Source organism: Frankiales bacterium (genome assembly GCA_016125335.1).
In the GTDB taxonomy this organism is placed as follows: Bacteria; Actinomycetota; Actinomycetes; order S36-B12; family CAIYMF01; genus Longivirga.
Window position 1 is genome coordinate 137,007 of sequence record WGLY01000002.1, and the last position, 13,548, is coordinate 150,554.

Consider the following 13,548-nt stretch of genomic DNA (forward strand, 5'->3'; position numbering starts at 1 on the left):
GCGGCGCGCTCTCAGACCTCGAACGCCTCGGGCGCCGGGCAGGCGCACACCAGGTTGCGGTCGCCGTACGCGCCGTCGATGCGCCGGACCGGGGACCAGTACTTGCGGCGCCGCAGCGACGCGACCGGGAACGCCGCGGTCTCGCGCGAGTAGGGCCGGTCCCACTCGCCGAGCAGGCACTCCGCCGTGTGCGGCGCGCCGCGCAGCGGCGACTGCTCCACCGGCCAGGTGCCGGCGGCGACCTCGTCGATCTCAGCGCGGATCGCGAGCATCGCGTCGCAGAACCGGTCGAGCTCCTCGAGGTCCTCGCTCTCGGTGGGCTCGATCATGAGCGTGCCGGCCACGGGGAAGCTCATCGTCGGGGCGTGGAAGCCGTAGTCGATGAGCCGCTTGGCGACGTCGTCGACGGTGACGCCGGTCTGCTTCGTGATCTCGCGCAGGTCGACGATGCACTCGTGGGCCACCAGCCCGCCCCGCCCGGTGTAGAGCACGGGGTAGCGGTCGCGCAGCCGGGCCGCGACGTAGTTGGCGGAGAGCACCGCCACCTGCGTCGCCCGGGTGAGGCCGTCGCCGCCCATCAGGCGGATGTAGGCCCACGGGATGGGCAGGATGCCCGCGCTCCCCCACGGCGCCCCGCTCACCGGGCCGGTGCCGCCGTCGCGGTGCCCCCGCCCGACCGGGCCGGCCTCGGGGCGCAGCGGGTGGCCGGGCAGGTAGGGCGCGAGGTGCGACCGCACCGCGACCGGGCCCACGCCGGGACCGCCGCCGCCGTGCGGGATGCAGAAGGTCTTGTGCAGGTTCAGGTGGGACACGTCGGCGCCGAAGCGCCCGGGCTTGGCCAGGCCCACGAGGGCGTTGAGGTTCGCCCCGTCGACGTACACCTGGCCGCCGGCGTCGTGCACCAGGGCGCAGATCTCGCTGACGGTCTCCTCGTAGACGCCGAACGTCGACGGGTAGGTGATCATGAGCGCGGCCAGCCGCTCGCCGTGCTCGGCGATCTTCGCCCGGAGGTCCTCGACGTCGACGTCGCCGGCGTCGGTGCACGCCACGACCACCACGCGCATCCCGGCCATCACGGCGCTCGCCGCGTTGGTCCCGTGCGCGCTGCTGGGGATGAGGCACACGTCGCGGTGCAGGTCGCCGCGGTCGCGGTGGTAGCCGCGGATCGCGAGCAGGCCGGAGAACTCGCCCTGGCTGCCCGCGTTCGGCTGCAGCGAGACCGCGTCGTACCCGGTGATCTCCACGAGGTACGCCTCGAGCGAGCGCACGAGGTCGAGGTAGCCCGCGGCCTGGTGCAGCGGGGCGAAGGGGTGCACCCCGGCCCAGCCCGGCTGGGTGATCGGCTCCATCTCCGTGGTCGCGTTGAGCTTCATCGTGCACGAGCCCAGCGGGATCATCGCCCGGTCGAGGGCGATGTCCTGGTCCGAGAGCGCGCGCAGGTAGCGCAGCATCGCGGTCTCGCTGCGGTGGTCGTGGAACGTGGGGTGGGTGAGGAACGGCGAGGTGCGCCGCGCCTGCGCGGGCAGCACGTACGTGGTCGCGGCGGCGAGAGCGTCGACGTCGGACTCGTGTAGGGCGGGGGCCGAGAGCACGCCGGCTACGGCAGTCCACACGGCCAGCAGGTCGCGTCGCGTGGTGGTCTCGTCGGTGCTGACGCCCACGGTGTCGTCGTCGACGAGGCGCAGGTTGACGCCGAGCTCCTCAGCGGCGTGCACCACCTGCACCGCCCGGCCCGGCACGCGCATCTGCACGGTGTCGAAGAAGCGGGTGGTCACCACCTCGGCGCCGAGACGCACGAGCCCCTCCGCGAGCGTCGTCGCGTGCCGGTGCGTGCGCTCGGCGATGCGCACCAGGCCGTCCGGGCCGTGGTAGGCGGCGTAACAGGCCGCGACGACGGCGAGCAGCACCTGCGCCGTGCAGATGTTGCTCGTCGCCTTCTCGCGCCGGATGTGCTGCTCACGGGTCTGCAGCGCGAGGCGGTACGCGGGGTGGCCGTCGGCGTCGACGCTGACGCCGACGAGCCGCCCGGGCAGCGAGCGCTCGAGCCCGTGGCGCACGGACATGAAGCCGGCGTGGGGGCCGCCGAAGCCCAGCGGCACGCCGAAGCGCTGCGCCGACCCGACGACGACGTCGGCGCCGAGCTCGCCCGGCGGCGTGAGGAGGGTGAGCGCGAGCAGGTCCGAGGCCACCGCGACCACGGCGCCGCGCTCGTGGGCGGCGTCCACCAGCGGGGCGATGTCGCGCACCTGGCCCGAGGACGCCGGGTAGGAGACGAGCAGCCCGAACAGCTCGCCCTCCGGCAGGCCCTGCGCGAGGTCGGCGACGACGACCTCGATGCCCAGCGGCTCGGCCCGGGTGCCGATGACGGCGAGGGTCTGCGGGTGGGTGTCGGCGTCGACGACGAACCTGGCCGAGGCGGACCCGGACGTGCGCCGCGCGAGGGTCATGGCCTCGGCCGCCGCGGTCGGCTCGTCGAGCAGGCTCGCCCCCGCCACCGGCAGCCCGGTGAGGTCCTCCACCACGGTCTGGAAGGCGAGCAGCGCCTCGAGGCGGCCCTGGCTGATCTCGGGCTGGTAGGGCGTGTACGCCGTGTACCAGGCCGGGCTCTCCAGCACGTTGCGCCGCACCACCGCGGGGGTGTGCGTGTCGTGGTAGCCCAGGCCGATCATCGACCGGGCGACGGTGTTGCGCGCCGCGAGGGCGCGCAGCTCGGCGGCCACCTCGGGCTCGGACTGCGCCGGGGGCAGCGCCAGGCCCTCGGTCCACCGGATCGCCTCGGGCACGGCGGCCCGGCTCAGGGCGTCGAGCGACTCGTGGCCGACGACGGCGAGCATCCGGGCGACGGCGTCTTCGCCGGGGCCGATGTGGCGCTCGGCGAAGGGCAGGTCGGCGTCGAGGACCGAGCGGTCCGCGGGGGTGAGGGTGTCGGTCACGGCGGCTCTCCCGGGGTCCGCGGCCACGCGCACGCGCGGCGGCGAGCCCCCCTCTGTGTCCGCGCGGTTCGCGCGCCTGAGAGCTTCACCGCGCGGGCGCGGCTTGCACCGTCGGCGGGGACGTGGGTCCCGCTTTCCAGAGTCGCCTGCCCGTGCGGTCCGGGGTGCCTGCGAGGTTGACGGGGAGTTGCTCCTTCGGCGTCCGCCGCTGGCTGCGACGGATCTCTCCCGCACGGGTGGGACGGCGTGGGGCCGAGACTACCCGCCCGCGCGCCGTCGGGCCTGCGTGACCGCGCCCGCGTCGCGGGCGCGAGGAACCGGAGCGACCGGCGGGGTCAGCCGGTGGCGCGGGCCGCCCGCCGGACGGCGAGCTCGTCGCCGGCGACCGCGTCCGCGGGGCCGGGCTCGACCTTCTCGCTGGGCAGCTCGGCGAGGCTGCCCTCGACCTCGCGCCACACCCGGCCCACGGCGATGCCGAAGACTCCCTGGCCGCCCTGGACCAGGTCGATCACCTCGTCCTGGCTGCGGCACTCGTAGACGCTGGCGCCGTCGCTCATGAGCGTCACCTGGGCCAGGTCGTCGACGCCGCTGTCGCGCAGGTGCTCCACGGCGGTGCGGATGTTCTGCAGCGAGACCCCGGTGTCGAGCAGGCGCTTGATCACCTTGAGCACGAGGATGTCGCGGAAGCTGTAGAGGCGCTGGCTGCCCGAGCCGGTCGCCGTGCGCACGCTGGGCTCGACCAGGCCGGTGCGGGCCCAGTAGTCGAGCTGGCGGTAGGTGATCCCGGCCGCGTTGCAGGCCACCGGCCCGCGGAACCCGACGTCGTCGGGCATCGCCTGGATGTCGTCGCCGAACAGCAGCCCCTGGCGGCCGGCCTCGTCGGTGGCGCGGGCGCGCCCGGCGCTCACGACCTGCTCGTCCGGGGTCGTGAGGCCCTCGTCGAGTCCGCTCATGGCACGACCTCCCGCATCCGCCTCGATGCCGCGGGATGGGGGAAAGCACACCGCGAGAGTTACACCGTCGACGTTCGACTCGAACGCTAGGCGCCGGCACGGGACGGGTCAACGTCCGGGACCGCGACACGCCGTCCCGGGCCCGGGGCGGGCCGAAGCCTCATGTGGAGGTCGAGGGTCGAGGGTCCGTTCCGCCCGGACCAGGGCGTCCCGGGTCGGGCGGACCGGCCGGGCTGGTCAGGGCTCCTCGGGCGCCCCGGACCCGCTGGACCCGCCGAGGAAGTCGTCGGGGCTGATCTGGTCGAGGAACTCGCGGAACCGCTCGACCTCGTCCTCCTGCTCGTCGGGCACGGCGATCCCGGCCTCGCCGAGCACCTCCTCGGCGCAGTGGATCGCGGTCCCGGTGCGCAGCGCGAGCGCGATCGCGTCCGAGGGGCGGGCGCTGACCTCCACGCCGCCGTCGAAGACCAGCACGGCGAAGAACACCCCGTCGCTGAGCTCGGTGATGCGCACCTGCTCGAGCCGGCGGCCGAGCGCCGTGAGGACGTCGCGGAGCAGGTCGTGGGTGAGCGGCCGGGCCGGCACCACGCCCTGCTGGGCGAAGGCGATCGCGGTGGCCTCCACGGCGCCGATCCAGATGGGCAGGTAGCGCTCGCCGTCGACCTCCCGCAGCAGCACGATCGGCTGGTTCGAGGGCATCTCGACGCGGACTCCCACGACGTCCATCTGGCGCATGCCACCACCCTAGCCGCGGGGGCCCGGACGCACCCGGCGTGCCGGTGCCGCGCAGGGGCACGGACCCGGCCCGACGGACGGCGGCCGGAGCCGGGCGGGTGGACCGGGCGGATCGGGTGGGTGGTCGAGGACGCCGTGAGCCCCCGGCCGGTCGGCCCGCAGCGGTCGCCCGCCGCGTCAGCGGCGCAGCTCGGCGGCCAGGCCGGCCTTGACCAGTGCCGCGTGCAGCCGCACCGAGAGGGAGGCGAGCTGGCGGATGGCGTCGTCGGCGCGCTGCTGGCCCTCCGGGTCGCGCTGGCGCAGCAGGGGCGTGACGACCTGCTCGACGAGGCCCACCTCGCGGTCGGCCGCGACCTTGAACGCGCGCAGGTGGCGCGGCTCGATGCCGAAGGCGGACATCTCGGCCACCGTGCTCGCCACGACGAGGGCCTCGCCGTCGAAGTGGGTGCCCCGCTTGACCACGAGGCCGAACCCCTCGAGCTGGGCGAGCACGGAGTCGTCGAGGCCGCTGGCCTCGAGGAGCTCCTTGCGGGAGAGCCGGACGTCGGCGCCGCCGGGCCGGAAGGTCTCCGAGGTGGGCAGCCCGTCGGTGGACACCAGGGCGCGGGGCACGCGCGGGCCCTCGGTGCCGGTGGCCGGCTCGAGCCCGCGGTCGATCGCCTCGAGGTGCTCGCGGATGACCTTGAGCGGGAGGTACTGGTCGCGCTGGCAGGCCAGCACGTAGCGCAGCCGCTCGACGTCGGCGTGGCTGAACTTGCGGTAGCCGCTGGAGGTGCGCTGAGGGGCGACGAGGCCCTCGGACTCGAGGAAGCGGATCTTGGAGATGGTGACGTCGGGGAAGTCCGGGCGCAGCACGGCCAGGACGTCGCCGATCCCCATGAGCCCGCGGGCGGCCACGGCGGTCACGACTGGGCACCTCCCGTCGGGGCCACGCCGGAGGCGGCCTCGAGGTAGACGAAGCGGTACTTGCCGATCTGGACCTCGTCGCCGCCGACGAGCACCTGCGCGTCGATGCGGCGACGGTTGACGTAGCTGCCGTTGAGGCTGGCGAGGTCGTGCAGCTCCCACTCGCCGTCCACGGAGCGCAGCTCGGCGTGGCGGCGCGAGACCGTGACGTCGTCGAGGAACAGCTCGCACTCCTGGGCCCGGCCCACCACCACGACCGGCACGGCGGGGTCGAGGTCGAAGCGCATCCCCTCCTGCGGCCCGCGCAGGACGACGAGGACGGCGTGGCCCTCGCCGAGACCGGTGACGCTCGTGCTGTCGACCGCGGGCAGCGGGACCGAGTCGCCCTCGCTGGCCTGGCGCAGGCCGAGGATGCCGGTCTGCGACAGGGCGTCCTCGGGGGGCGCGAGCGGCGCCCCGCACGAGGAGCAGAAGTGGTCGAAGTCCTCCGCGAGGTGTCCGCACCGCGCGCACTGGCGACCCATCGACTGCTCCCTGCCTGGCGGACGCCCACCGGCGTCGGCTCCGTCGCCGACGCCGGGGAGATCTCGACCCGGAGTCGAGACTCACCGACAGTACGGGCCGCCCCCGGGTCGGTCAATGCCGACGACCTTCCTCGACCTCCACATGAGGGTTCGGGCAGGCACGGGGTCGCGCGCCGGCGCGTGCGGGTGCCTCAGCCGTCGAGCAGGGCGCGGTAGCCGGCCGCGTCGAGCAGCTCGTCGAGCCCGGCACCCTCGCCGAGGTCCACCTCGGCCAGCCAGCCGGCGCCGTAGGGGTCGGAGTTGAGCGTCTCGGGGCTGGTCTCGACCGCGTCGTTGCGGGCCACCACGGTGCCGCTCACCGGGGCGTAGATGTCCGACACGCTCTTGGTCGACTCGACCTCGCCGCAGGGGCTGCCCGCCGTCACGGCCGCGCCCACCGCGGGCAGGGTGACGAACACGATGTCGCCGAGGGCGTCCTGGGCGTGGTCGGTGATCCCGAAGCGGGCGTGCCCGTCGGCCGTCAGCTCGACCCACTCGTGCTCGCGGGTGTAGCGCAGGTGCTCGGGGGTCTGGCCAGCCATGGGACGCCTTCCGTCGGTCGGGCCGCGGGCGGTGGCGGCGCGGCGCCGCGAGCGTACTGACGCGTGTCGAGCCGCTGCAACGGCCGGCGGCCCGGCGTCGCGCCCTCGGGTCCGGCTGCTGCCGGTCAGGCCCTCGGACCGCGCAGGATCCGCCGGGCCTGCTCGAGGTAGAGGATCCCGGCCCACCAGTAGAGCGCCGTGCCCCAGATCGCGAAGGCCCAGCCGACGGTGCGGGCGAGGTCCGGCCACGAGAGCCCCGTGCCCGTGGCCCCGCTGCCGAGCAGCAGGAGCGGGAACGCGTAGAGCAGGTTGAAGGTGGCGGCCTTGCCCAGGAAGTGCACCGGCAGACCGGTGATGCCGCGGCGCTTGAGCAGGGCGAGGGCCACCGCCAGCACCAGGTCGCGCGAGACCAGCACCACGACCAGCCACCAGGGCACGATCCCCCGCAGCGCCAGGCCGAGCAGCGTCGCGACGATGTACGCGCGGTCGGCGAGGGGGTCGAGCAGCTGGCCGAGCCGGCTGATCTGGCCCGTGGCGCGGGCGATCCGGCCGTCGAGGTAGTCGGTCGCGCCGCTCACCATGAGCAGCACGAACGCCCACCCGTCGGCCTGCGGGCCCAGGACGAGCCAGAGGAAGACCGGGACGCCGAGCAGCCGCAGGAACGACAGGACGTTGGGGATGGTGAGGATCCGGTCGGTCTGGACCTCGGTCTCCTGCACGTCCACGGCGCGACCCTAGCCGGGGGGCCGGCCAGCGGCGCTCGGGCCGCCGTGCGGCCCGTCCGGCGCGTCGGCGTCCTGCCCGGGCGCGGGCCGGTCCGACCCGGCGGGGCCCCCTACGGCGGGGCCCTCATCGGCAGGGCCCTCGGGATCGGCGGATGCCGGGTCGGCGTCGGCGTCGCGGTCGGTGGCCGGCTCGGGGTCGGCGGCGTCCGGGTCGGCGGCGTCCGGGTCGGCGGCGTCCAGGTGGGCGGGGTCAGGGCCGGCGGGGTTCGGGGCCGGCGCGTCCTGCGCCTCCTCCCCCGGGCGCAGCCCGAAGCGCTCCGCGATGGCGGCGAACACCGGGTCGTCGCTGTCGTCGCTGTCGTCGCTTTCGTCGCTCCCGACGCTGTCCATGCTGTCGACGCCGTCGACGCTGTCGGCGAGTCCGGCGCTGCCGGCGCCGGGCCCGCCGTCCGCACCCGCACCCGCACCCCCGCTCCCGGGGCCCGCGGCCTCCCCCGGGTCGAACTCGCCCGGGCTGCCGGTCCCCGCGTCGTCCCCGTCGTCACCGGCGTCCCCGTTGTCACCGGCGCCCGCGCTGTGGCTGGGGCGGCCGGCCTCGGCGACCAGCGCGGCCAGCGAGGCCGACGGCGCCTGCGGGGCGACGTCGTAGCGCGGGTCGCGCTCGGGCTGCCCGGGCGCCGGCGCGTCGGCCCCGGCCGGCGCCACCTCGACGCCGGCGGGCTGCTCGGCGATGGCGAGCGGTTCCCCGGCCGCGTCCCTGGCACGTGCTGCCGGAACCTCCGGCGCCGGGGGCGCAGCCGGCTCCGGCTCGGCGGACGCGGGGAGCACGGTCGCGGGCGAGCCCGCCGCGCCGGCCGCCAGCGCCTCGCGGCGGCGGCGGCCCGCCACCCGCGCGCGCCAGAACGCCACGACGGCCAGCACCAGCGCCAGGACGCCCACGCCCACGGCCACCCACGCGGCGGTCCAGGAGTTGCGCACGACCAGCCGTGCGGTGACCGTCACCGCGACCCCGGGGGTCGCGTCGGCGTTCATGATCACGAGGGTCGTCCCCGAGGGCACGGACCGCACCGTGGCCGGGGCGCCCGAGGACTGCATGACCCAGAAGGACTCGGTGCCGGGCGGGGGCGGCTGCTGGGTGCCGGGCACGCGGCGCGTGGTGGCCGTCGTGCCCTGCTCGAGCGACACCACGACGTCGTAGGGCGCGCCGGCGAGGTAGTGCTCGACCGCCGGGGCGGGGGCGGCACCCACGAACACCGGGTCGCCGTTGGAGGAGGCCACCACGAAGGAGAGGTCCGCCAGCGACGACGGCACGGGGACGCTCCCGGCGTCCACGGCCACCTCGTCGGCCACCAGGGCCACGCCGTTGCCGGTCACCGTGGCCGGGGCCGAGGTGAGGGTGCCGCTGCGGCCGAGCACGGCCGCCACGACGGCGCCCGCGGCGACGAGGCCGAGGCCCACGATCAGCAGGACGATCCCGAGCACGACCAGGAGTCCCCGCTTCACCCCGTCACGGTAACCGGGCGGGAGGCACCGGGCCGGTGCCCGCGAGGGTGTGTCGGCCTGGCAGGACACGGCGACGGGCCAGCTCGGGCGCCCGCGAGCCGGACGAGGGAGCAGCGCACCCGCTCGCTACGGTGGGCCGGTGCTCGACCTGCCCTCGCTCAAGTCGCGGTGGAACGACGTCCTCGACGACCTCGAGGCGACCCACCGCACCGCCTGGATCGCGCTGTTCGACGGCCGGCTGGCCGGGCTCGCGGACGGGGTGCTCACGCTCGACTTCTCCGACGCCACGAAGCTCGCCGGCACGCACGAGTTCGAGCGGACGAGGCGCCCGCAGTTCGCCGAGGCGCTCGCCGAGTCCATCGAGCGCGTGACGGGCGAACGGGTCGCCGTGGTGCTCGACGCCGGCGGCGCGCCGAACGGCTGAGCGAGCCGCGGCCTCAGGCCCAGGAGTGCAGCCGGCCGGCCACCACCCGGATCCGGTCGAGGCCGCCGTGGCGGAGCAGGCCCTGCTCGACCGGGCCGCCGTCGTCGATGAGCGCGAGCTCGCGGCCGAGCGCGTGCGCGCGGTGGTGCGCGCCGATCAGCACCGCGACGCCGACCCGGTCGATGTCGGTGACGTCGCGGACATCGAGCCAGACCGTCACGGCACCGGGCCCGTCGAGCAGGTCGTGGACCCGCTCGCGCACGACCTGCGACTCCCGCCACGTGAGCGGACCGTCCAGCCGGAGCCCCGTCGCCAGCACCGTCGTCCCACCGTCGTCCATCGCGACCTCCCCGCTCGGCTGTGCTCCGAGGCTGGCGCAGCCACCCGTGACGCGACCGTGAGCCTCCTGTCGGTTCGCTGAGACACGGGCGCCGGGTGCCCGTCGGGGAGTCGCCTCGCCCAGGATGGGACCCGACCGGCCCGGGCCCCCGGACCGGCGCGCGTCCGCGGGAGGTTCGGTGCCGCAGATCCGCCCCGTGCCGCCCGGCCGCCCCGACGACCCCGGGGGCACCGGTGCACCCGCGCCCGGCGGTGACCGCGGCCGGCCGCGCGAGGCCTTGCGCTGGTGGCGCGAGCTGCTGCTGGTGCTGGCGCTCTACCTCGTCTACGAGGCGGTGCGCGACACCGTCACGAGCACGGCGTCCCGGGCGTATGCCGACGCCCTGCGGGTGCTGTCGGCCGAGCGCGCCATGGGCCTCGCCGTCGAGCTGCCGGTGCAGCAGTGGACGCTCGAGCGCCCCTGGGTGGTCGAGGCGGCCGACGCGTTCTACGCGAGCGTGTACGCGGTGTCCACCGTGGCCGTGCTCGTGTGGGCGTTCCGCACGGCAGCGCCGGCCCGATACCTGTTCTGGCGCAACGCCCTCGCGGCGACCACCGGGCTGGCGCTCGTCGGCTTCTGGCTCTTCCCCGTGGCACCGCCGCGGCTGCTCGACGAGACCGGGCACGGGGCGCCGTCGGGCTTCGTCGACACGCTGGTGGCCTTCCCCGGGCCCTGGACGCCGCACTCCACGCTGGTGTCGGAGCTGAGCAACCCCTACGCCGCGATGCCCAGCCTGCACACGGCGTGGGCGCTGTGGGTCGCGTGCGTGGTCGCGGCGCTCACGAGCCGGCGCTGGCTGCGCGCAGCCGTGTGGGCCGTGCCGGTCCTCACCGGGCTCGTCGTCGTGGTGACCGCGAACCACTACGTGCTCGACGTCGTCGGCGGCGCCGTGGTGCTCCTCGCCGGAGTCGGGGTCGCCACGGGGCTCGAGCAGGCGGCGGGTCGGCGTGCAGCAGCCCGCTCGCAGCGGTCCGGCGAGGCCGAGCCGGTGCTCGAGTCCGCCGTCGACGACCCGGTCTGAGCCGTGACGGGACCTCCGGCGGACCGCTGAGGGTCGGACGGCACTACCGCCCGGTACCTGCGGCACGAGCATGGAAGACGTCAGGTGCGTCCTCGTGCACGGGCACACGCGGGCCGCACGTGCCGTTCGGCTCCCGGAGGAGGGGGATCGACATGAGGACGTCTCTCGCGCGGGCCATCGGCGTGGTCGCCAGCACGACCGCGCTGCTCGCGGTGTCGCTCACGGCGGCGGTGGCCGCCCAGGGACCGCCGCCCGGCGCAGGCCAGGGCCGAGGGGGCGGTCACGGCGGCGGCGAGACCACGCTGACCAACAACCTCTCGGTGCCCACGGTCATGGTCGGCGGCGGGTTCACCAACGTCAACTGCCCGGCCGGCACGCCGGCGGCGCTGGTGACACCTTCGGGCGACCCGCGCACCGGGTACCCGATCGACCCGCTGGCCTTCTACTACGTGCAGGGCCTCAACACGTGGACCGCTCAGTGCTACACGGCCACGACGGCGAGCGCCACGGCCGCATGGGGAGACAACCTCACGGGTGACGCCGCTCTGAAGACCAACAGCCCGATCCGCGTCGAACTGGGCCTGTTCAACTCCGACGCCTCGGCCGCGGCCATGGACGGCTACACGGTCGTCAAGCTCGACCCGAACGCGCTGGACCGTGAGTCGGCCTACGGCACGCTGGCGACCGCCGGCACCACGGGCTACTCGGCCACGCCGACGACCTTCGCCGCGGCGGCGCAGCGCGTCTACGACGGCGGTGCCACGTTCAGCATCAAGAACGACGCGACGGGTGCCTACGTCGTGCCGGTCGGCACCGCGGCCACGGCCGAGATCAACGCCACCGGCGCGGTCGTCTACGGCTACAACCTGCGCGTGACGACGGTCGGCGACTACACCATCACCTTCACGATCCCGACCGTCTCGATCACCGGCACCGACGCCGGCTCGTTCGCGACGCACTCGGTCTCGCTCACCATCACGGTCGCGGGCAGCCGCGGCGGTGGCGGCGGGGGCGGACGGAAGTAGCACCCGGTGACGCCGGGCCCGCGCGGCCTCGGCGTCCGACCGGTCGGCGCGCCGTCACTGCCGGCGCGCCGACCCGGCCCGGGTCCCCCAGCAGCCTCTCCACGCGAGGAGGGTCCATGAGCACGACCCACGCCCGATGGCCGGCGCTGGCCGGCCTGCTCGCGCTGGTCGCGGCGTCGCTCGTCGGGTTCGCGACGAACGCCTCCGCCGCGGGCGGCGGCTCCACCACCGGGATCACGGTCGTGGCCGTGAACCCCGGCACCCACCCGGAGGCGGGCGACGTCATGCTCGCGCTCACCGCGCACTCGGAGCGCACCGGTGACGTGACCGACCCGTCCTGCCGCCCCCAGGACCGCACCATCCGCTGCTGGGGGTCCCTGGTGCTGCGGGTCCCCGAACTAGGCGGACTGCGCCTCACCGGTCTGGACGTGCACCGCGTGGACCTCGGCGGCGGCTCCTGCGGCGGTGACGACGGCGGGTGCGGCGACCACGAGGCTCTCGCAGCCGGTCTCCCGGCCGACGACGCCGTGCAGGCGCAGGTGAACGGGATCGCGACGGTCGCCGACCCGGGCACCTCCGGCCTCGCCCCCGGCAGCACGGTGCAGGTGAAGCTGGCCCTCGTCGACAACGGGCCGGCCCGCTACGTCGACACGGTCGACGTGACCATCAGCCGGGACGTACCGGGCCCGGTCAAGCCGCTCGTGTACGCGTCCGGGCCGCTGATCGTGCAGCAGGTGCAGGTGCACGAGGTCCCCGGACCGGCCTGAGCACCACCAGCGGCACCCCCGCCCGGCCGCCATCGGAGTCGGCCGGGCGGGCGGGCCTTGCCCGCGACCACGCGTGGCACCAGACTCACCGCGCCGACAGCGAGCGTCGACGACCCCCCGGAGGGAGCGGTACGTGGACAAGGACCTCGTCGACCAGGTGATCGACACCGCGCGCCGGGTCGTGGCCGGGGGCGCGATCACGGCCAACGGGCACGGCAACGTGAGCATCCGCGTGCCGGGCGCCGAGGAGATGTACTTCACCGCCGGGCCGTCGCTGCGCGACCACCCGCGCGAGGCCGTCGTGCGGGTCGGCCTCGACGGCACGCTGCTCGAGGGCGACCTCCCGCCGATCCAGGGAGCGGTCGTCGCGATGCACACGGCGATGTACGCCGACCACGAGCAGGTCGGGTGCGTGCTGCACACCCACTCCCCCTACGCCACCGCCTTCGCCGTCGCCCACCGGCCGATCGGGTGCTGGAACGAGGCGCTGGCGATGTTCGGCCTGCCGACCGGCGTCCCCGTGGCGGCGTACGGCCCGCGCGGGTCCGACGTCGCGATCGCCAACATCCGCGCCGCGGTCGTGCCGGGCACCCCGGCCGTGCTGCTGGCCAACCACGGCGTCCTCGTGTTCCACCGCACGCCCGACCTCGCGATCCTGGTGGGCGGTGTCGTGGAGGAGGCGGCTCAGTGCGGCATCGCCGCGGCGAGCATCGGCGGACCGGTCGAGATCCCCGACGACATGAAGGCCGCCGCGCTGCAGCGCGTGATGGAGCTCGACGCCGCCGGCACCCGGCACGCGTAGCGGCCGCGCCGCGGGGGTGCGCCGCCGCCACGCCGCCGTCGCGCGGAGAGGCGACGCGAGCGGACAGGCACGGCCCGCCCGGACGGCGAAAGGCCCACCCTCGCAGAGTCGTTGCGGGAGTGGGCCTTTCCTCGGTCGGGCTGACAGGATTTGAACCTGCGACCCCTTGACCCCCAGTCAAGTGCGCTACCAAGCTGCGCCACAGCCCGAGCCGCCGTCGCACGGCGGACCGCCGATCGGCTCGCCGAAGGCTACCCCATGGGCCGGGCC

Annotated in this window: 14 protein-coding genes, 1 tRNA gene and 2 riboswitches; of the genes, 5 read left to right on the forward strand and 10 right to left on the reverse strand. The window is 75.4% G+C overall.

Features of this window, described 5'->3' with window-relative positions:
• Positions 1–11: 11 nt before the first annotated feature.
• The 8 genes from gcvP to GC157_01585 form a co-directional block, all read right to left on the reverse strand.
• On the reverse strand, positions 12–2,933 hold the full coding sequence (gcvP, locus tag GC157_01550) for an aminomethyl-transferring glycine dehydrogenase (GenBank protein MBI1376162.1): 2,922 nt from the start codon (positions 2,931–2,933) through the stop codon (positions 12–14).
• A 66-nt stretch (positions 2,934–2,999) separates the two neighbouring features.
• Positions 3,000–3,071, reverse strand: a riboswitch (glycine riboswitch).
• A 7-nt stretch (positions 3,072–3,078) separates the two neighbouring features.
• Positions 3,079–3,174: riboswitch (glycine riboswitch) on the reverse strand.
• 94 nt (positions 3,175–3,268) lie between these two features.
• The gene (locus GC157_01555) at positions 3,269–3,886 is read right to left on the reverse strand and encodes a MerR family transcriptional regulator (protein MBI1376163.1); all 618 of its coding nucleotides are present in this window, start codon (positions 3,884–3,886) and stop codon (positions 3,269–3,271) included.
• 237 nt (positions 3,887–4,123) lie between these two features.
• Positions 4,124–4,621: a bifunctional nuclease family protein gene (locus GC157_01560; GenBank protein MBI1376164.1), complete on the reverse strand. Its 498-nt coding sequence runs from the start codon at positions 4,619–4,621 to the stop codon at positions 4,124–4,126.
• Positions 4,622–4,798: 177 nt separating this feature from the next.
• Entirely contained in the window at positions 4,799–5,500 is a 702-nt protein-coding gene (locus GC157_01565; protein ID MBI1376165.1) for a MerR family DNA-binding transcriptional regulator, read from the reverse strand.
• A 23-nt stretch (positions 5,501–5,523) separates the two neighbouring features.
• Positions 5,524–6,051 carry an FHA domain-containing protein gene (locus GC157_01570; GenBank protein ID MBI1376166.1) on the reverse strand — a complete coding sequence of 176 codons (528 nt, stop codon included), beginning with the start codon at positions 6,049–6,051 and terminating at the stop codon, positions 5,524–5,526.
• Positions 6,052–6,242: 191 nt separating this feature from the next.
• Complete coding sequence (gene gcvH / locus GC157_01575) at positions 6,243–6,632, reverse strand: glycine cleavage system protein GcvH (GenBank protein ID MBI1376167.1); 390 nt, start codon at positions 6,630–6,632, stop codon at positions 6,243–6,245.
• Positions 6,633–6,757: 125 nt separating this feature from the next.
• Entirely contained in the window at positions 6,758–7,357 is a 600-nt protein-coding gene (locus tag GC157_01580) for a CDP-alcohol phosphatidyltransferase family protein (protein MBI1376168.1), read from the reverse strand.
• Positions 7,358–7,366: 9 nt separating this feature from the next.
• Complete coding sequence (locus GC157_01585) at positions 7,367–8,860, reverse strand: hypothetical protein (protein ID MBI1376169.1); 1,494 nt, start codon at positions 8,858–8,860, stop codon at positions 7,367–7,369.
• A gap of 139 nt (positions 8,861–8,999) precedes the next feature.
• Between GC157_01585 and GC157_01590 the strand changes: the two genes are divergently transcribed.
• Complete coding sequence (locus GC157_01590) at positions 9,000–9,284, forward strand: hypothetical protein (protein MBI1376170.1); 285 nt, start codon at positions 9,000–9,002, stop codon at positions 9,282–9,284.
• A 13-nt stretch (positions 9,285–9,297) separates the two neighbouring features.
• On the opposite strand, the gene GC157_01595 is transcribed toward GC157_01590, so the two are convergent.
• The gene (locus GC157_01595; protein ID MBI1376171.1) at positions 9,298–9,624 is read right to left on the reverse strand and encodes an STAS domain-containing protein; all 327 of its coding nucleotides are present in this window, start codon (positions 9,622–9,624) and stop codon (positions 9,298–9,300) included.
• A gap of 124 nt (positions 9,625–9,748) precedes the next feature.
• Between GC157_01595 and GC157_01600 the strand changes: the two genes are divergently transcribed.
• From GC157_01600 to GC157_01615, 4 genes are all read left to right on the forward strand, one after another.
• Positions 9,749–10,684 (forward strand): PAP2 family protein, encoded by a 936-nt coding sequence (locus GC157_01600; GenBank protein ID MBI1376172.1) that lies wholly within the window; start codon positions 9,749–9,751, stop codon positions 10,682–10,684.
• A 152-nt stretch (positions 10,685–10,836) separates the two neighbouring features.
• Entirely contained in the window at positions 10,837–11,709 is an 873-nt protein-coding gene (locus tag GC157_01605) for a hypothetical protein (GenBank protein MBI1376173.1), read from the forward strand.
• Between the two features lie 116 nt (positions 11,710–11,825).
• Positions 11,826–12,476: a hypothetical protein gene (locus GC157_01610; protein MBI1376174.1), complete on the forward strand. Its 651-nt coding sequence runs from the start codon at positions 11,826–11,828 to the stop codon at positions 12,474–12,476.
• Between the two features lie 31 nt (positions 12,477–12,507).
• Positions 12,508–13,278, forward strand: a complete 771-nt coding sequence (locus GC157_01615) for a class II aldolase/adducin family protein (GenBank protein MBI1376175.1) — start codon at positions 12,508–12,510, stop codon at positions 13,276–13,278.
• A gap of 135 nt (positions 13,279–13,413) precedes the next feature.
• Here the strand turns inward: GC157_01615 and GC157_01620 are convergent.
• Positions 13,414–13,487, reverse strand: a tRNA-Pro gene (locus tag GC157_01620).
• Between the last annotated feature and the right edge of the window lie 61 nt (positions 13,488–13,548).

Bases quoted from the DNA above. Each gene is read 5' to 3' on its own strand.
- GC157_01555 (MBI1376163.1), bottom strand. From the start codon at position 3,886: ATGAGCGGACTCGACGAGGGCCTCACGACCCCGGACGAGCAGGTCGTG.
- GC157_01560 (MBI1376164.1), bottom strand. From the start codon at position 4,621: ATGCGCCAGATGGACGTCGTGGGAGTCCGCGTCGAGATGCCCTCGAAC.
- GC157_01565 (MBI1376165.1), bottom strand. From the start codon at position 5,500: ATGGGGATCGGCGACGTCCTGGCCGTGCTGCGCCCGGACTTCCCCGAC.
- GC157_01570 (MBI1376166.1), bottom strand. From the start codon at position 6,051: ATGGGTCGCCAGTGCGCGCGGTGCGGACACCTCGCGGAGGACTTCGAC.
- gcvH (MBI1376167.1), bottom strand. From the start codon at position 6,632: ATGGCTGGCCAGACCCCCGAGCACCTGCGCTACACCCGCGAGCACGAG.
- GC157_01595 (MBI1376171.1), bottom strand. From the start codon at position 9,624: ATGGACGACGGTGGGACGACGGTGCTGGCGACGGGGCTCCGGCTGGAC.
- GC157_01600 (MBI1376172.1), top strand. From the start codon at position 9,749: ATGGGACCCGACCGGCCCGGGCCCCCGGACCGGCGCGCGTCCGCGGGA.
- GC157_01605 (MBI1376173.1), top strand. From the start codon at position 10,837: ATGAGGACGTCTCTCGCGCGGGCCATCGGCGTGGTCGCCAGCACGACC.
- GC157_01610 (MBI1376174.1), top strand. From the start codon at position 11,826: ATGAGCACGACCCACGCCCGATGGCCGGCGCTGGCCGGCCTGCTCGCG.